Here is a 17,921-nt window from a genome sequence, read left to right on the forward strand (position 1 = left end):
GAAAAAGCTGGATTCCAGCGTCAAGCACTGGAATGACACCACCTGCAAATTGCAATGTCTGTACAGTTGTGCATAGGATAGAGCTATAGAATTTTTCAAAGCGTTTTTTCTATTGAAGATAAGAGCATCTTTTATATATGCTATATAGTAAAACATAGAATGCTTATGGTTCCAACTATAGCAATTTTAAGTGGTGGATTTTCTTGCGAAAGAGAAATATCACTGATGAGTGGAAAAGCAGTAAAGAAAGCGCTTGATAGCCTTTCATATAATGCAATAGAAATAGATGTTGACAGCAACATTGCTGAAAAGCTTAAAAAGATTAATCCGGGCCTTGCTTTTATAGCTCTGCATGGACCTTATGGTGAAGATGGCTGCATTCAAGGTTTATTGGAGATTTTAGGTATAAAATATACACACTCAGGAGTTATGGCTTCGGCTGTTGCTATGAATAAAGTGATGTCAAAGCATATATTTCGATCCCTTAGTATCGACACTCCAAAAGGTTATGTAATTAGCCGAGAAGATCTACTAAAAAATAATATTAAAATCGATTATCCGTACGTCTTAAAACCAATTAATGAAGGTTCTAGCATCGGAGTGCATATTGTTTCCTCACATGAGGATTATTTAAAACTGAAATTTGATGTCATTCCAGCGCGTGACCAGGCAGTATCTGGCTACTTGGATGACAAGGAAGGAGCTACTTCTATGGCAAAAGATTTGATGATCATAGAAGAATACATTCCAGGTGTAGAGTTACATACTGCTGTATTGCTGGATGAAGCAATTGGTACTATGGAAATACGACCAAAAAATAGATTCTATGATTATGAAGCAAAGTATACAGATGGATTTGCAGAACATATATTTCCTGCTGAAATTCCTGACAATATATATAAAATGACCTTGGAACACGCACTGAAAGTTCATCGATTTTTAGGATGCAAAACTATTTCCCGCTCAGATTTCCGTTATAATCCCAAAAATAACACTTTAAAAATGCTTGAGATTAATACACATCCTGGCTTTACTGAGTTATCATTAGTGCCAGAAATTGCAAAATTGGCAAAAGGAATCAATTTTAATGAATTAGTTAAAATTATTATTGAAGATAGTTTGCAGCACAAAAATATTAGGGATTTAAGTCATGTTGAGCAGTATTACTAGAAGCCAAAGGAGTTTTTTGCGTAAGTGTGCCTTGGTTATTATCACAGCACTTTTTCTTACGCTAATGCTCTACAGCTCACTTGATAAAATAATAAATCGATTTAATTACTACTTTACTTGGTATAATGACTGCCTCTCTAGTTTATTACTCAGTAGTGGATTTTCAATCGACGAAGTAGTCGTGAGCGGCAACAAATTTACAAACAAAAAGGACATTCTAAGTTTGGTAGATAGAACGCAACCTATCCTGTATATATCACTTTCAAAACTTGCCGGTAGCATACAATCTGTAAGCAGATGGATAAAACACGTAAGAATCCATAGAATTTTGCCCAATACCCTACATATTAATATAGATGAGCATAAACCGTTTGCTCTCTGGAAAGATAATAACAAAACCTCGGTAATTGATTTCGAAGGTAAAGTGATCGTAGATGACTATCCAGTAGATGATCTTGTTGTAATTACAGGACAAAACTCGTTATCAAACCTAGAATTTGTTAGAGATGTGTTAGAGAGTAAAACTCAATTAAGTGACCACATTTCTTCTTTTGCTTATATAGGGAATAGAAGATGGAATATCATACTTGATAACGATTCCACAGTGAAACTGCCTGAAGATAACCCTTCTAGTGCATGGGACTATTTAAACCACTTACACAATACAACTGATTTTACTTTCAGCGATTGGAGTATTATTGATATGCGTATTACTGATAAAATTTTTGTGAAGAGGTGATCTGCTGTCATCCAAGTAGCGGGATGACGAGCTTATCGTCATGCTGCCGCGAACCTTCATACCGCCGCGGTATCTCTTAGCCGCTAACAAGCAGCGGGATGACTGTTGTCGTTTAGCTACAAACATTAAGAAACTTACCAAATGGAAAAAAAGGCAAAAAAAGCCCCGGTTAATATCTATTTTAAAACATTGGCGTTTTTTTTATGTTTTAAACACTTAATAACCGCGACTCAGCTTATGTAGGTAAAAACCTAGAAATTTTATAAAGACATACGATGCACATAATGCAAAAAATTAAACAATAGTACGCCAAATACGAGTTTTCTTGTCATTTTAATCTGCTGCAGAGATTGCGAAGTTAAATAAAATAGCTTCAATTTTATGACGTTCAGTACAATGTTGCAAATTAAAAATTTCTCCATCCTACGCTGGTTCTTCGATCCGAAATGCTACTTCTACCTGATCACGACCAATGTTAATTTGTTCTATTAATGCTTTAATAATACCACGTTTAGTTCGCCAATCTAGCTGTTCCAAGTTCGATTTTACACTAGAATAAAGACTCTTTATGCTATTTATAATAAGATTCATTCCCTTTTCTACTGCCTTTTGGTCAACTACCTTTTTTTTCTCTTCTTCTATCCCTTTTAAGCGTTCCTTCATTAGACTTCTTGCATAACTAAAGAAAAGGAGTACTATAAGGAAGGTAATATATTAGTGAAGGTATGAAATTTGAACAAATAAACAAGCTTGATGAAGAGGAATTTCGTAGGTTAACAGGAGTAAAAAAAACATTTAAAAAAGTAATTCAAATTTTAATAGAGGAAGAGACTAAGAAAAAGGCAAAAGGTGGAAAGCCAAATAAGCAGTGCATGAAGGATCGTCTTTTAATGGCCTTGGCATCATTCTACCTTATCTAAAGCCATTTTATACCTTTTTATCCCTTCTGGGGAAACCTTTTTTCAGTTAGCTATAGATTACTTGTCTACCTTATTTGCCGTTCTCCTGAACGAATATACAGCAGCTATAAAAACTGTTTAATAGCCACCCAAAACCCTTATTTCCCACTCAAGTTCAACATTAAATTTATCCTTCACTGCATCTTTTACTCTGTTGCCAAGGTTTTCCAAGTCAGATGCAGTTGCATTATTGTAATTGAGCAAGAAGTTACAATGTTTCTTAGAGATTCTAGCTCCACCAATATTTAACCCTAGGCAGCCAGATTTATCAATTAACTCCCATGCTCGGTAGTTTTTTGGATTTTTGAATATGCACCCAGCAGTTTTTCCTCTTATTGGCTGGCTTTTATTTTTTTTCTCAACAATTTCTTTTAACCTTTGCAATATAAGCTCATACTCTGAGTTTACTCCTTTAAACTCAGCTTCAACAAAAATCCAATTTCCTTTTAGGCTATGTCCACGGTAAAAATACCCCATTTCTTCGCTGGAGAACTCATATAGGTTTCCGTCCTCTAGATTCACTGCTTTTATGGATTGTACAACGCTTGCGATGTCACTACCATACGCACCTGCATTCATTTCTATTCCGCCACCAACTGTTCCTGGAATTCCAACTAGAAACTCGAGTCCACTAATTTGTTGCTCTCCTGCAAAGTAAGCAAGGTTCCTGAGCAGCGCAGCACCACCTGCAACAATGGAGTTGTTACCCTTACTTTTAATATATGCAAACTCCTTACCTAATTTTACTGTTATTCCTCGAATGCCACTATCTCGTACTATTATGTTGGATGTTGCACCAATAACGCTAACTGGCAGTTCAGTATTTTTAATCAAGTATGTTAAATCTTCAATATCACATGGTTTAAATAACACATCAGCTCGTCCACCGACGTTTAACCACGTCGCTTTAGACATTAAGATGTCATAACGATAGATTCCACGTACTTTAGGTAAGCTTATAAGCATTTTGATTTCAACTCTAGTCCTGCATCCATACCCATTTTCTCCGCATCTTCTATAAATGAAGTGCGCTCAGTGAAGTATATATTTTTTCCACTTGCTAACATACAACAAAGGTGTAGCATATTTTCGTTCACATATTCAGCCAAAGCTGCAAGTGGTGTAAAACATGAACCATTAACTGTCTTCATAAAACTACGCTCTGATTTCACTCTTATAAAAGACATATTATTATTAATTTTCTCTACAAGATCGATAATTTTTACATCATTCCTTCTACATTGAATACAAATCGCTCCCTGTCCCACTGCACTTAACATAACTTTTGGTGGCAATACCTCTGTAATTAAGTGATTCTTTTCTAATCTTATGAGTCCTGCTTCAGCTAGAATTATTCCATCAAAACTTTGATTTTGCAATCTAGTTGTTACATTTCCACGTAGCGATATTATATTTAGATCTGGTCTAACATTTAACAACTGAACTTTTCTTCTTATTGAAGAAGTGGCAATAGTAGCCTGCTGTGGCAAAGACTCAAGGCTATTGTGTTTATGAGAAATAAACGCATCGCATGGACTTAGCCTTTCTAAAACACAAGGAATTGTTAAACCCCCTGAGAAAAACGCAGGCACATCCTTTAGCGAATGAACTGCCATATCTATATTATTTTCGAGCAATTCAGCCTCAATTTCTTTAATGAATAATCCTTTACCTCCTATTTCAGCAAGATTTGCGTTTGCATACTTATCTCCAGAAGTTTTTATCTTAACAATTTCAATAGATAAGTTAGGAAAAGAGTCCAGCAACTTTTGTTTTGCTTCCAAAGCCTGGGCAACTGCAAGCTTGCTTCCTCTGGTACCTATTTTGACTAGCATATGTATGACTGTTTGAATACCAAACCTTAACCTAATTAATTATTTAAACACTTTGGTAGCGTGTATCGCATGAACTTCGGTTACCATCTCTCTGATGTCATCCGAGTAGCTGACTACTTGGATCCAGTTTAATTCATCATATGAGCCTTTGCATTTATTGTACTTTAACTTAAAACCAAAAGCAACTTTGCCTTTACAAAATAATAACCTTTTATATGCATAAATAAGCTTACTGGATTTCAATGTCAGCTACTTGAATGACATCGTTTACTATTTGCCATATTGCAATGTTCGTACAGCTGTGTGTCACGCGCTGGAATGACATGGTGGAGTGTGTAAACGCAGTCTCAACAACCATAGGGTGTCATCCAAGTAGCCGACACTGGTTTCCATCCAAAAGGGTGTCATTCCAGTGCTTGACACTGGAATCGAGAAAAGTTGATAAGTTTCTGCCTTGTATCTTGTAAAAAGCATCTAATGCTTTAAGCTTAAGCATTGTAAGTCATGCTCATTAGTTTCCTCATCTCTTATAGTATAGCTAGATATATAATTGGATTTCTTAGGAAACAAAATACAATTTGAAATCGCAATAAAGAAGACCTTCTTTAAATTAGTGTATCTGCCAGACTGTCTTGAGTAAACTTTACCAGCATATGCTTGTGCGCGTTTTTCAAAGCCCTTGTCGCGAGCGAGCTGCATTTCGACCACAAATCTGTTCCCAACAGAATCTTGACAGAGAACATCAACTATACTTTGTCTCTCAGAGGCAAATTCAGGATTCAGAGCAGTGTTGATAAACTCTATTTCTTGTATAACATTAACTTCAGTACAACCTAAAATATCGTTCAAAAAATGAATGAGGATACTACTGTTTTTTTTCCGTACCGAAGATTTTTTTGAATGTTAAATCTAATTTTGGATCTAAAAATTTAGAAAAAGACATAGGAAATTCACTTAAAAATTATTAATAGTATACACTATTTTCCGCGATTTTTCAACTTTCCCGTATTAACCAGATATGGCACTGTAACCTTTCCAGTTGACCCGCTGCGGTTTTCTATCGGAAAGCGTAACTTCTACTACAACTCAGCTATTTTAAGTCTGTATATTATTTTATCTATGTCTCGTCAACAATAAAAATCCTCCCATACACCAAAACTATATACCATAAAGATATGCTTTTAAGTCTAGTACAGGAGGCACATTAACTATTTATTTCCTTTTCCACATTCCAGTTTTGTTACCACTAATTTTTACTTCATCAATGTCAGTGCCAGGTCCCTGTTGTATAGCTTTTATAATCATGTCCTCATCTATATTATTTAACCTCATTGATTGCTCTCTTGGTGATAAAAGATTTTCATGAATTGGTTGCTTATGTTTTGTTAAACAGGCTAGTTGCTAGAATGCCTAACATTAATGTGTTATTTACTACAGCAGTGTTTATTTCCGGTATAGCTATAACAGTATGGTTGTTATGCTCTCTAGAAGTAAGTAGAGCTGTAGCTTCTGTAGAACCCTTAACCCAATTAACAATACTGCTAATCCATAATGGTAGCTTACTTGTCCCATTTATGGGCTGACTCAAGTCTTTAGATTCAATACTACGACGGCTACGGCGAGCCCCTTTTGACTCAAGGTATTTTACTACATCTAAGTGACCGTTATAAGCAGCCTTGTAGAGAGGAGTATCATTACCATTGCTTATACCAATTCTCATTATTGGTCAGTCAAATAGGAGAAATTGCAGAGTTGTTTAATTGTGGAGCTGGCAAGAGAAGTAATAAATTTGCACAAAGCACCCTAAAGCAGAGCAATTGTATCGTATATTTTATTGCGCAAAATGTTCTGTTTTATATATAACCAAAGCCTCTCAACAAGATTTAGCTCAGGTGAATATGTAGGTAGGTATATAATGTCGATATTTTTAGGTACCTTTAAATTTTTTGACCTATGCCAACTAGCACAGTCCATAACGAGAAAAGCCTCTCGTGTTTCTAGATATTGCGACATCTGCTCAAGAAATATGTTCATGCAATCAGTGTTGACATTTGGTGCAAATAAGCTAGAACTCTCTCCATTTCTAGGATTAACCGCACTATAGAGATAGAAATTTTGCCTAACTAATTTTGTTTTAACCTGTGTTCTAATCCCCTTTTTAAACCACCCATGTCCAACCTTTGAATGTGTGCCAAACCTTGATTCATCAAAGAAAAATAGCTCTTTTTCTGGATACTTGCTAATAGCTCCATTGAGATTTTTTTTTGAATTCCTCTTGTTTGCTTTTATCTTGTCCATTATGAACTGGTCTGGGTGTAATATATGAGAATTTCATCTTTTGCATATAGCGGTGTACTGTAGATTTGCTGATATTTAATCCGAACTTTTCCTGGATTCTTATTCTCATTTCTTTAATGGTAATATTAGGATTTTCTTCTATCCACTCTTCAATTTGCCGTAGTTGATCCTGATTTAATTTAGTTTTTCTACGCCGTTGTGGAGGAGTAAACAGTTTTTCTTTTCTGCCAAATTTCAAGAGTTTTACCCACGAAGTTAGTGCGCTTCTTGAAATGCAATATATTTTTGCTACAGCCGCTATACTGTGCTTTTTTGCTGCAATTACAGCATTTAGTTTTTTTGAAACATATGCATTGTTCCTTACTTTCTTCAGCATTTCTTTTGCTGATTCTACTACTTTTTCATCCAATAATTTTAATCTTAATGCCATTTATACCTCAACTATTTTACTTGCTTCATTATGGCTTTTCTTCCATCATTGTCCATCTGGTTGCCTTGTAATGGGAATTGGTATAAGTATAGCTTTGCTTGTAACACAGATATTTTTAGTGTCAACAATTTTTTTGACAAATTCCATATGGATTAAAAAACTGTTTTTATTGCAAGAAATCACATAGTTTATTTGGAACTAGCATTAAAAGAATCACATCAACTACAGTAGTCATATACTAATCAGCGTATAGCAAGGAGAAAAATTACCTTGAAGGTTTATAGTTTATTGCCACTGTCTTTGCAATTTTATCGTGAAGAAATTGCTTGCGTCTGTCGAATATTGCAGATGTAAAAATTAGTATTATAGCTACAAAGGTTAAGCTTGATAAAGGGTCAAACCACCACTCAGAAGCATACTTATCAAGAGCATCAGGAAATATATTCATAATTAATATAGAAATCAATATGAAGTTAATAACTTCAAACAAAACACACCTAATTATTGTTTGTATTAGAGTAGGATTTTTAAGTGTATTTATATCTTTAATGCAAATATAGTACAACAATTGCCCTAAAGTGCCACTAAGTCTTCTTGTTATAAATATTCCTAACACTATTGGTAGGAAAAAAAATAGATAAAAGTATATGATTAATATTTGAGATTTATCAGGGTGGAAAGTTGTTTTTACAAGAGAAACACAAAACAAAGAGGCTCCAATAATAATAAAACGATCAATAATATATGCTATAACACGCCTAGTTATTCCCACGCAGTTTAAATTTAAGTGGCATTTTTCAGGTCTGTAATCTATTACTACTGTTTTTGCAATTTTATCGTGGAAGAACTGCTTGCGTTTATCAAATACTGCGAATGTTAAAACCAAGACTGGTAATATTAAAAACCACTCAGAAATACAGAAAGGTGCGAACACAAGCATCTTAAGAGAGCTTCTTATCACTACTTGCATTAAAGCAATATTTTCAAGTGTATTTGCATCTTTTACGTATATGCCACATAATAACTTTCCTGGAGTCCAGCCAAGTTTTGCTATCATTAATGTTTCCAATACTATAAGCAGTAATATTCCTAATACTCCTTCTTGCACTGAAAAGTCTGTATCAGTATAACTGAAGACAACATTAACAAGTTCAGTAAAGGGCTCACCTGATGATATGGACAAAATGAATAGAGAAAAGACTAGAAATATTATTTGATCAACTATAAACGCTATAACACGTTTATTAATTCCCGCATAGTTATCCATTTTTGTACCCAACACGATTGCCTAATACCAATTCCCACTATACAAAGAACGGATAGACAATAATGGGAAAAAAGCCATACTAAAGTAAGTGAAGTAGCGAGGTATAAATGGCATTAAGATCAAAATTATTGGATGAAAAAGTAGTAGAATCAGCAAAAGAAATGCTGAAGAAAGTAAGGAACAATGCATATGTTTCAAAAAAACTAAATGCTGTAATTGCGGCAAAAAAGCATAGTATAACGGCTGTAGCAAAAATATATTGAATTTCAAGAAGCGCACTAACTTCGTGGATAAAACTCTTGAAATTTGGCAGAGAAGAAAAACTGTTTGCTCCTCCATCACGCCGTAGAAAAACTAAATTAAATCAGGCTCAACTACAGCAAATTGAAGCATGTATAGAAGAAAATCCTAATATTACCATTAAAGAAATGAGAATAAGAATCCAGGAAAAGTTCGGATTAAATATCAGCAAATCTACAGTACACCGCCATATGCAAAAGATGAAATTTTCATATATTACACCAAGACCAGTACACAACGTACAAGATAAAAGTAAACAAGAGGAATTCAAAAAAAAATCTCAATGAAGTTATTGGCAAGTATCCAGAAAAAGAGCTATTTTTCTTTGATGAATCAAGGTTTGGCACACATTCGAAAGTTGGGCATGGATGGTTTAAAAAAGGCACTAGGACTCGGGTTAAAATAAAATTAGGTAGGCATAATTTTTATCTCTACAGTGCAGTTAATCCTAAAAATGGAGAGAGTTTTAGCTTATTTGCACTAAATGTTAACACTGATTGCATGAATGTATTTCTTGAGCAAATGTCGCAATATCTAGGGACAAGAGAAGCTGTTCTTGTTATGGACTGTGCTAGTTGGCATAAGTCAAAAAATTTAAAGGTAGCTAAAAATATTGAGATTATATACCTACCTCCATATTCACCTGAACTCAATCCTGTTGAGAGGCTTTGGTTATACATAAAACAGAACATTTTGCGCAATAAAATATACGATACAATTGCTCTGCTTTAGGGTGCTTTGTGCAAATTTATTACTTCTCTTGCCAGCTCCACAATTAAACAACTCTGCAATTTCTCCTATTTGACTGACCAACAATGAGAATTGGTATTAGACGCTTTCTCAACGGAAGCATAAAAATTATTCAAATCACCTATAAAATGGTCTGAAGGCAGAATTAACATTATCTCGTTTTCATTGCAGAGAAGCGCAGCAATTAATATCGCTGCTGCTGTTCCAATTTTCACTGGTTCGAAAATCACTTTATATTCTCGCAGCGCATGCAACTCCTTCTTCACTAATGACTCGTACTGTATATTTGTGGCAATTATGGGTGGCATATAACCACTTTTTAGCCTCAATAAAGTGTTCTGAAACATAGTGTTATGGCTAAATATTTTTTGAAATTGCTTTGGCTTCGATAAAGGCCAAAGTCTGCTGCCACTACCACCACATAGTATTACAGGGCGCATATAGTTAAGAAAATTAATTAAATAATTAACATCTTATACTAATAGTAAAATGCATGCAAGTTTTTGTTGTGGAATAGTTAATAAAGAAAGTAAATGTTAATTTAAAGTAGTGGCCGGTTAGCGAGTAGGTAATTGAATTTTTTCGTCTTGCAATGAATTCCGTCTGCTTAGTACTTCATTAACATGAGGAGTATCACTCACTTTTTCAACATCTGCTTTTTTAGACGCAGCTATTTTCTCATTACTTTTGTTTTGCAACTTCTCCTTCTTTAAGCTTTTTCCAATATCTGGTTCTCTAGATTTATCTATACTTTCACTACTTTTATTTGACGGCTTCTCTAAGTCTTTTTCAATACCTGGCCTTCTAGCGTTAAGCTCATCCCATGTGCCCACTATACTAAGTGGCTTATGATCCTTTTGCCCTGGCTTTAGCCTTTCTCCACCCTTAATAACATTAAAGTCACTTTTTGCTTCTTCCCAACATCCTTTCAATTGGTGTTTCCACATAGTGAAGTAAGCATCACCATACTTCTTCTTATCTGCTACAAATAATAAAATTGGAGCCTTAAGTATGGTAGCTCCCATATTCACTAAATTTTTTACTGCCATTGCAGGGGTGAACAAAAGATAGCCAAAAGACTTTGCAATTGGGTTTTGTTCGATTATTAAATACTCCCCTAACTTTATAGGAAGAGAGGTCAACAATTTAGTACAAACTTTAGCCAAGCTTGTAGCAAAAACGATAGGAACAGATATAAGACTTTTATCTAGCTCTAGATTACCATCCTGATCTCTAATTTCTGAAAAATGGGTGCTTAGCTTCTTGTAATCACTAGCGTATAGTAATTTTCCATTTCTTCCTTTTTCATCTCTATCTTTCTCATCAACTTCTCCCGTGTCATCATTGATGAAGCAACCTTTTTTAGCAAGAAAAGAAAAATTAGTTAATCTAAGTAACTTAGTATCAACCTCAAAGACCGGCAAGTGTTTTTCAAGATCTATTTTTGAAAACTTAAATGGCTTATAAAATTTACTATAATCATTAACCTCACGCCTACCTTTACTAACTAAAAAGTCAATAGTAAAGTAAGATTTTTTATCAATTTCCTTAACCAAGGCTAGATCAAATTTGTATTCATTATATATAAGCTGGTACTCTGGATTTCCGTCTTTATCTTTCACAAGCTTGTCATTTTTTTTTACAACTCTCCCAGAATCTACAATCTGATCATAATTTTTTGGATATTGACACTTTCGTCCATCCTCATATATCATTACCTTTCTAAGGTCTTTGACATAAACTTGAGACTCAGATGAACTAAATAGATCCTTCACCTTTAGCGTAAGGTCTATTCCCCACTTTTTCAATGTCTCTAACATATTGCTAAACCAAAATCGCTATAGCTCAATAATAAAACTAGTACACTAATAATATATTAACACAGAATTGGCAATTTTACAAGAAAATATGCCTGTAGAAGACAAAGATTGTAAAAGCGAGGGTTATATAAGTAATGCTTGATAAGTACTTTATGCATGTAATTGTGAAAATCCTTAGAGATACGCTGTGTATATAATCTTCACACACTACCTGCATTCCAAGAACTGCGTGCCAAAAAATGCAAAACAACAATACAACAAAAAATAAAAGCTCTAGAGGGTGATTAATAAATTTTTCACTAAAAGACAAAGAGCTATCAGTATAAAATGCGCAAGAAAATGAATAGATAAACCAAGGAAACAGGAGCAGTAAAATTACCGCAGAAACACGCTGGACCCACCAATGATGTACTGAATTTCCAAATTGACTCATATAAACATAAATAAAAAAGCAATAGTAGAAAGAAGTAGAGTTACTGTCAGCAGTATAGCACTCCTTGAAACGCCAGTAATTTCTAAATTAAGCCCAACATCCCACAATAAATGACGAATACCATTAAGAAAATGATATACAAAACTTATAAAACATAAGACATAAGCTAATTTAGCAACAGGAGTGAATAATAATGCATTTAAGTACCTTACTATAAGTAACTCAGGAAAGTAAACATGTAATATGAAATACCAAGAAAGTATCATTAATAAAAGGAATAGCAAGATACCAGTCAATCTGTGCATAATAGAGAAAAAACTAGTAACTTGTACTTTATATATTTGTAAATGTGGAGAAAGAGGCCTATCACTCATAAAATTACGTTATCGGGAAATTAAAATAAAGTAGAAGTAAAGACAGCAGTATAGCACATAACAACACCATCATTAAAAATGGTAAGTTATGCGTAAAGCCTAAGGAGGTAATCCAGCTGCAGATTCCCCTACTGCTACCTTGTTACGACTTCACCCCAGTCACCGATCCCACTTTAAATAACTCCCTCCTTGCGGTTAGGTCGTTAGCTTCGAGTGAAACCAATTCCCATGGCGTGACGGGCAGTGTGTACAAGACCCGAGAACGTATTCACCGTGGCATGCTGATCCACGATTACTAGCGATTCCAACTTCATGTACTCGAGTTGCAGAGTACAATCCGAACTGAGATGGCTTTTAAGGGATTAGCTTAGCCTCGCGACTTTGCAGCCCATTGTAGCCACCATTGTAGCACGTGTGTAGCCCACTCCATAAGGGCCATGATGACTTGACATCATCCCCACCTTCCTCCAGTTTATCACTGGCAGTTTCCTTAAAGTCCCCAGCATTACCTGATGGTAACTAAGGATGAGGGTTGCGCTCGTTGCGGGACTTAACCCAACATCTCACGACACGAGCTGACGACAGCCATGCAACACCTGTGTGAAATCCGGCCGAACCGACCCTATCCCTTCGAATAGGTATAATTTCCATGTCAAGGAGTGGTAAGGTTTTTCGCGTTGCATCGAATTAAACCACATGCTCCACCGCTTGTGCGGGTCCCCGTCAATTCCTTTGAGTTTTAATCTTGCGACCGTAGTCCCCAGGCGGAATGTTTAACGCGTTAGCTGTAATACAGAAAGTAAACTTCCCATATTTAACATTCATCGTTTACAGCGTGGACTACCAGGGTATCTAATCCTGTTTGCTCCCCACGCCTTCGCGCCTCAGCGTCAGATTTGAACCAGATAGACGCCTTCGCCACTGGTGTTCCTCCTAATATTTACGAATTTCACCTCTACACTAGGAATTCCTCTATCCTCTTTCAATCTCTAGATTAGCAGTTTTAAAAGCAGTTCCAAGGTTAAGCCTCGGGATTTCACTTTTAACTTACTAACCAGCCTACGCGCCCTTTACGCCCAATAATTCCGAATAACGCTAGCCCTCTCCGTATTACCGCGGCTGCTGGCACGGAGTTAGCCAGGACTTCTTCTGTGAGTACCGTCATTATCTTCCTCACTAAAAGAGCTTTACAACCCAAAGGCCTTCTTCACTCATGCGGCATGGCTGGATCAGGCTTTCGCCCATTGTCCAATATTCCCCACTGCTGCCTCCCGTAGGAGTCTGGACCGTATCTCAGTTCCAGTGTGGCTGATCATCCTCTCAGATCAGCTATAGATCATTGCCTTGGTAGGCTATTACTCCACCAACTAGCTAATCTAATATAGGCTCATCTAATAGCAATAAATTTTTCCCCCGTAGGGCGTATACGGTATTAGTTGCCGTTTCCAACAATTATTCCGTACTACTAGGTAGATTCCTATATATTACTCACCCGTCTGCCACTAAGTTATACCATAGCAAGCTACAATATAACTCCGTTCGACTTGCATGTGTTAGGCCTACCGCCAGCGTTCATTCTGAGCCAGGATCAAACTCTCAAATTTAGACTTCAACCTATAAAAGGTTGAGGGTACATCGGATAAATCCGACAAAAAATAATTTAGCTTAATACTGCTGTCTTTATTTCTACTTTAGAAATATTTTAATCTCCAACTATTCAAACAACTTTAAGAATATTATTATGTGATATAATCACTATGTCAATATGTTTTTGCAAATCAAAAGCATTAATGTATAAATATATAACTATTTGGAATATTACCATGAAAAAATACATCTTTCTGCTTGCACTCGCACCAATGTTAGTTGGCATCACATTATACTTATTGCGCAACATTGATAACACAAAACAATCTATAACTGCGGGTGACAAGTTTTACGAAGTATTATTCTTTAAAAAAGATAATAAGCCGCTACTAGAAGAAATAGATTCAAATTGGGGGTATTTAGCAAATTTTGAACACGCATTCAATCATATCTCAGATTCAATGCCAACAAACACAGCATCTATTTATAATGATTTGGCAGATGATAAAGATGCTCCTAATGTTTTGCGTGAGTTAGCACAATACTTAGAGGTAATGAGCTTACTTCACTCCAACGGTGAAAAAATAAATAAAGATAAAATTGATAATTTAGAATCAAGTGCAGTGTATCCTTATTCAAGCCAAGAAGCTATCGCTGTAGTAAAGATACATAATAACGACATTAAAGGTGCAACTGAAATATTGCGTTCCCTATTAAATGACAGAAAATGCCCTATCCTAATCAAAGCTAATGCACAAGAACTACTCAGGATATATGGAAGTTAACTCATTAGACTTTTTGTATAGTTTTTGGCAACAACCGTTAGAAACGAAAAACTACTTGACAAACTCCGCCAGCACCCTTATCATTATACTGAAGCTATTTTATCTAACTCCGCAATCTCTGCAGCAGATTAAAATGACAAGAAAACTTGTATTTAGCGTACTATTGTTTAATTTTTTGCACTATGTGCACCGTATGTCTTTATAAAATTTCTAGGTTTTCACCTACATAAGCTGAAACGCGCTTATAAAGCGTTCAAGACATCACCCAACGTCAAATTTTAAAATAGAGAGTGAATAACTAGCTACTGCGGGTTTTCTATGCCTTTTTTTCTGCCTGGTAAATTTCTTAAATATTTGTAGCTAAGGTTAGTTGCATTTAAAAGCAGCTAAATTGCAGTATTTAAGACTTAAAAAACGCCAATACTGAAAATAGACAATGACCAGGGTTTCTTTTGCCTTTTTTTCGCTTGGTAAATTTCTTAATGTTTGTAACCAAATGAACTGGGCAGCGCGTGACACTGCCCTCCTTTGTCATCCGAGTGGCCCCTATGATGTCATTCCAGTGCTTGACACTGGAATCCAGGAAACTTAATTTTACACCAGGTAATAAGAACTGGATCCCAGTGTCAAGCACTGGGATGACAAAAAAAGGATGCTACTGGAATGACAGGAGAATGGGCTACTTGGATCCTAGAGGGAAGCGTTCGTGCAATTATTGTGCATGAATTTAAATGGCACAACTTATGACAATTATCTTCGCACCAAAACGTTTGTGAGACTCAGTGTTTAGATTTACTTCGCCTATTCAGCTAATTTTTATTACAATTACAACAAAATAATTTTGGCTTTGATGAAAACTGTATATGTATGTCAATCCTGTGGTTACAGCACTGGTAGGTGGGTAGGAAAGTGCATTGCATGTGACAATTGGGATACAGTTGTTGAAGAAATAGCAGTAAAAACGGGCAAAAGAAGTATATCTGCGCCAATTTTAATAAAGACGTTATCGGGTAGCGAAATTATCACTCCAAATCGTTTTCTAACAGGAGTAGAAGAATTAGATAGAGTTTTTGGTGGGGGTATCGTTCAAGGTGCTAGCATTCTAATTGGAGGCGAACCTGGTATTGGAAAATCCACCCTTTTGCTTAGAATTGCAGCTAATGTTGTGCAACTTTCCTCTTTTGAATGTCTTTATGTATCCGGCGAGGAATCTTTAGAGCAGGTGAGTTTAAGAGCAAAGCGTCTTAAGATAAATGAACCTAAAATTAAGCTTTTATCTACAGTGTCTTTAACTGATGTAGTAGCAACAATAAAGGAAAATAAAAGTATTAAATTTTTAGTAATTGACTCTATACAAACAATGTATGATAGCAGAATTACATCGGCACCAGGAACTGTAACTCAGGTTCGTACTTGTGCCCATGAATTAACCATTCTTGCGAAACAATATGGTGTTTCTCTTTTAATAGTTGGTCATATAACTAAGGATGGACAAATAGCTGGACCTAAAACTTTGGAGCATATGGTAGATACGGTATTATATTTTGAAGGTGAAAATAGTAATCAATATCGCATTTTACGCACTATTAAAAATAGATTTGGTCCTGCAAATGAAATTGGTGTTTTTGAGATGTCTGAAGCAGGACTTGTGCCTGTTGATAATCCATCATCATTGTTTCTGATGGCCCATGACAGAGAAGTAGTTGGCAGCGCCGTATTTGCAGGAATTGAAGGTTCAAGACCAATTTTAATGGAAGTTCAAGCGTTGATAGCAGGGACTAATATGGCAACCCCAAGAAGGGCAGTAGTTGGGTGGGATATTAATCGATTGGCTATGATCATCGCGGTGCTAAATGCTCGCTGTAAAATGTTTTTGCATGATAAAGAAGTGTACCTAAACATCGCTGGAGGATTGAAAATACAGGAACCATCGGCTGATCTTGCTGTTGCTGCTTCCCTTATTTCAAGTGTAGTAAATTTACCGCTGCCAACTTCTTCAATAATCTGCGGTGAAGTTGCACTTTCTGGAGAAATTAGGAATGTCTCGCATGCTGATCTTAGACTAAAAGAAGCACAAAAGTTAGGATTCAAAAAAGCAATTATGCCTAAAAATGGTAATTACTCTTCTCATGATATTGAGATAATTAAGCTTGGTCACGTAAGGGAATTAAGAGAAGTTTTTAATTACAATTAAATAACGCTTCAGCAAACTCTTTACTAGTAAACTCCTTTAAGTCCTCTATACTTTCACCAATTCCTATAGCATGTAACTTTACCTTATAAGCTTCTGCAAGTCCAATTACTACTCCGCCCTTAGCAGTGCCATCTAGCTTTGTTATGATTAACCCTGTAACACTAACCATCTTACTAAATGCCTCTAATTGGCTATAAGCATTTTGGCCGGTAGTTGCGTCAAGAACTAAAATAACATCATGAGGGGCAGTGTCATCCAATTTCTTTATCGTTCTATATATTTTTGATAACTCCTCCATAAGGTTCACATTATTTTGCAGCCTTCCTGCTGTGTCAATTAGAACAACATCAACGTTATCTTTTATAGCTTGACTTACAGCTCTATATGCCACACTTGCAGAGTCGCTACCATGCTCTCCAGTAACAATCAAGCAATCAGAACGTTCTGCCCAAATGTTTAATTGTTCACTAGCAGCAGCTCTAAATGTATCGCATGCAACAAGCATAACGGACTTTCCCATCTCCTTATATTTATATGCGAGCTTACCTATAGTTGTGGTTTTACCATTACCATTTACTCCACATACCATTATTATGTGTGGTTTTCTGTTTAAAATTAACGGTTGCACGACAGGGTTCAATATAGCTTCTATTTCGTTCATTAACTGCTGTGTGATGATATTATGCTCAACTTCCTTGTCAAATTTGATGCTTGCGAGCCTATCGATAATCAACTTAGAAGTTTTATGACCAATATCCATGCTAATTAGCAATTCTTCTAGCTCATCCAAAAGCGACTGATCTAATTTTTTTTTGCCAGAAAAAATACTTTTCACCCCGTCGCTAAAGCGAGAAGAGGTTTTTAACAAGCCTTTATAAAGATTACTAAACAAACTCAAGGGAATATTCCTTTTAAAATTATAAACTTAATTACAATATAGAGAATGACACGCACTACGTGTATTTGTAAAGTAAAATGCA

Annotated in this window: 14 protein-coding genes, 1 rRNA gene and 4 pseudogenes; 6 read left to right on the forward strand and 13 right to left on the reverse strand. The window is 35.7% G+C overall.

Annotated features, from left to right (window positions below; genetic code table 11):
• Positions 1 to 159: 159 nt before the first annotated feature.
• The gene (locus OPR24_RS00600) at positions 160 to 1,170 is read left to right on the forward strand and encodes a D-alanine--D-alanine ligase (RefSeq protein WP_265033399.1); all 1,011 of its coding nucleotides are present in this window, start codon (positions 160 to 162) and stop codon (positions 1,168 to 1,170) included.
• Positions 1,151 to 1,909 carry a cell division protein FtsQ/DivIB gene (locus tag OPR24_RS00605; RefSeq protein ID WP_265033400.1) on the forward strand — a complete coding sequence of 253 codons (759 nt, stop codon included), beginning with the start codon at positions 1,151 to 1,153 and terminating at the stop codon, positions 1,907 to 1,909. The genes OPR24_RS00600 and OPR24_RS00605 overlap by 20 nt, the downstream gene beginning before the upstream one ends.
• Before the next feature lie 423 nt (positions 1,910 to 2,332).
• Here the strand turns inward: OPR24_RS00605 and OPR24_RS00610 are convergent, their stop codons facing one another.
• Positions 2,333 to 2,572: a hypothetical protein gene (locus tag OPR24_RS00610; RefSeq protein WP_265033401.1), complete on the reverse strand. Its 240-nt coding sequence runs from the start codon at positions 2,570 to 2,572 to the stop codon at positions 2,333 to 2,335.
• Positions 2,573 to 2,634: 62 nt separating this feature from the next.
• Between OPR24_RS00610 and OPR24_RS00615 the strand changes: the two genes are divergently transcribed.
• The gene (locus OPR24_RS00615; RefSeq protein WP_265033402.1) at positions 2,635 to 2,829 is read left to right on the forward strand and encodes a hypothetical protein; all 195 of its coding nucleotides are present in this window, start codon (positions 2,635 to 2,637) and stop codon (positions 2,827 to 2,829) included.
• A gap of 117 nt (positions 2,830 to 2,946) precedes the next feature.
• On the opposite strand, the gene murB is transcribed toward OPR24_RS00615, so the two are convergent.
• The 6 genes and pseudogenes from murB to OPR24_RS00645 all read right to left on the reverse strand — a co-directional run bounded on the left by murB (position 2,947) and on the right by OPR24_RS00645 (position 8,698).
• Complete coding sequence (gene murB, locus OPR24_RS00620) at positions 2,947 to 3,834, reverse strand: UDP-N-acetylmuramate dehydrogenase (RefSeq protein WP_265033405.1); 888 nt, start codon at positions 3,832 to 3,834, stop codon at positions 2,947 to 2,949.
• Positions 3,825 to 4,703 carry a hydroxymethylbilane synthase gene (gene hemC / locus OPR24_RS00625; protein ID WP_264688058.1) on the reverse strand — a complete coding sequence of 293 codons (879 nt, stop codon included), beginning with the start codon at positions 4,701 to 4,703 and terminating at the stop codon, positions 3,825 to 3,827. The genes murB and hemC overlap by 10 nt, the downstream gene beginning before the upstream one ends.
• 495 nt (positions 4,704 to 5,198) lie before the next feature.
• Positions 5,199 to 5,646: pseudogene (locus OPR24_RS00630) on the reverse strand (Rpn family recombination-promoting nuclease/putative transposase); the annotation flags it as partial.
• A gap of 432 nt (positions 5,647 to 6,078) precedes the next feature.
• Positions 6,079 to 6,423, reverse strand: coding sequence for an ankyrin repeat domain-containing protein (locus OPR24_RS00635; protein WP_265033407.1), 345 nt, complete (start codon positions 6,421 to 6,423; stop codon positions 6,079 to 6,081).
• Positions 6,423 to 7,431: pseudogene (locus OPR24_RS00640) on the reverse strand (IS630 family transposase). The gene OPR24_RS00635 and the pseudogene OPR24_RS00640 overlap by 1 nt, the downstream one beginning before the upstream one ends.
• A gap of 265 nt (positions 7,432 to 7,696) precedes the next feature.
• Positions 7,697 to 8,698 (reverse strand): RDD family protein, encoded by a 1,002-nt coding sequence (locus OPR24_RS00645; RefSeq protein ID WP_265033409.1) that lies wholly within the window; start codon positions 8,696 to 8,698, stop codon positions 7,697 to 7,699.
• A 107-nt stretch (positions 8,699 to 8,805) separates the two neighbouring features.
• On the opposite strand from OPR24_RS00645, the pseudogene OPR24_RS00650 reads away from it, so the two are divergent.
• Positions 8,806 to 9,817: pseudogene (locus OPR24_RS00650) on the forward strand (IS630 family transposase).
• Here the strand turns inward: OPR24_RS00650 and OPR24_RS00655 are convergent.
• The 5 genes and pseudogenes from OPR24_RS00655 to OPR24_RS00675 all read right to left on the reverse strand — a co-directional run.
• Positions 9,802 to 10,188 (reverse strand): annotated as a pseudogene (locus OPR24_RS00655) (sugar phosphate nucleotidyltransferase); the annotation flags it as partial. The pseudogenes OPR24_RS00650 and OPR24_RS00655 sit on opposite strands and share 16 nt — an antisense overlap.
• A gap of 117 nt (positions 10,189 to 10,305) precedes the next feature.
• Positions 10,306 to 11,568, reverse strand: coding sequence for a hypothetical protein (locus OPR24_RS00660; RefSeq protein ID WP_265033413.1), 1,263 nt, complete (start codon positions 11,566 to 11,568; stop codon positions 10,306 to 10,308).
• A gap of 76 nt (positions 11,569 to 11,644) precedes the next feature.
• A complete protein-coding gene (gene sdhD, locus OPR24_RS00665; protein ID WP_265033415.1) occupies positions 11,645 to 12,001 on the reverse strand; it encodes a succinate dehydrogenase, hydrophobic membrane anchor protein in 357 nt (118 codons plus the stop codon).
• Complete coding sequence (gene sdhC, locus OPR24_RS00670; protein WP_265033417.1) at positions 11,998 to 12,375, reverse strand: succinate dehydrogenase, cytochrome b556 subunit; 378 nt, start codon at positions 12,373 to 12,375, stop codon at positions 11,998 to 12,000. The genes sdhD and sdhC overlap by 4 nt, the downstream gene beginning before the upstream one ends.
• A 100-nt stretch (positions 12,376 to 12,475) precedes the next feature.
• Positions 12,476 to 13,979, reverse strand: a 16S ribosomal RNA gene (locus OPR24_RS00675).
• 153 nt (positions 13,980 to 14,132) lie between these two features.
• On the opposite strand from OPR24_RS00675, the gene OPR24_RS00680 reads away from it, so the two are divergent.
• Positions 14,133 to 14,747, forward strand: coding sequence for a hypothetical protein (locus OPR24_RS00680; RefSeq protein WP_253309859.1), 615 nt, complete (start codon positions 14,133 to 14,135; stop codon positions 14,745 to 14,747).
• A gap of 850 nt (positions 14,748 to 15,597) precedes the next feature.
• Positions 15,598 to 16,941 (forward strand): DNA repair protein RadA, encoded by a 1,344-nt coding sequence (gene radA / locus OPR24_RS00685; protein ID WP_265033419.1) that lies wholly within the window; start codon positions 15,598 to 15,600, stop codon positions 16,939 to 16,941.
• On the opposite strand, the gene ftsY is transcribed toward radA, so the two are convergent.
• Entirely contained in the window at positions 16,928 to 17,839 is a 912-nt protein-coding gene (ftsY, locus tag OPR24_RS00690) for a signal recognition particle-docking protein FtsY (protein ID WP_265033421.1), read from the reverse strand. The genes radA and ftsY overlap by 14 nt on opposite strands.
• Positions 17,840 to 17,921: the final 82 nt, after the last annotated feature.

Origin of the sequence: Wolbachia endosymbiont (group A) of Sicus ferrugineus, assembly GCF_947251515.1 — a bacterium.
Lineage (GTDB): Bacteria > Pseudomonadota > Alphaproteobacteria > Rickettsiales > Anaplasmataceae > Wolbachia.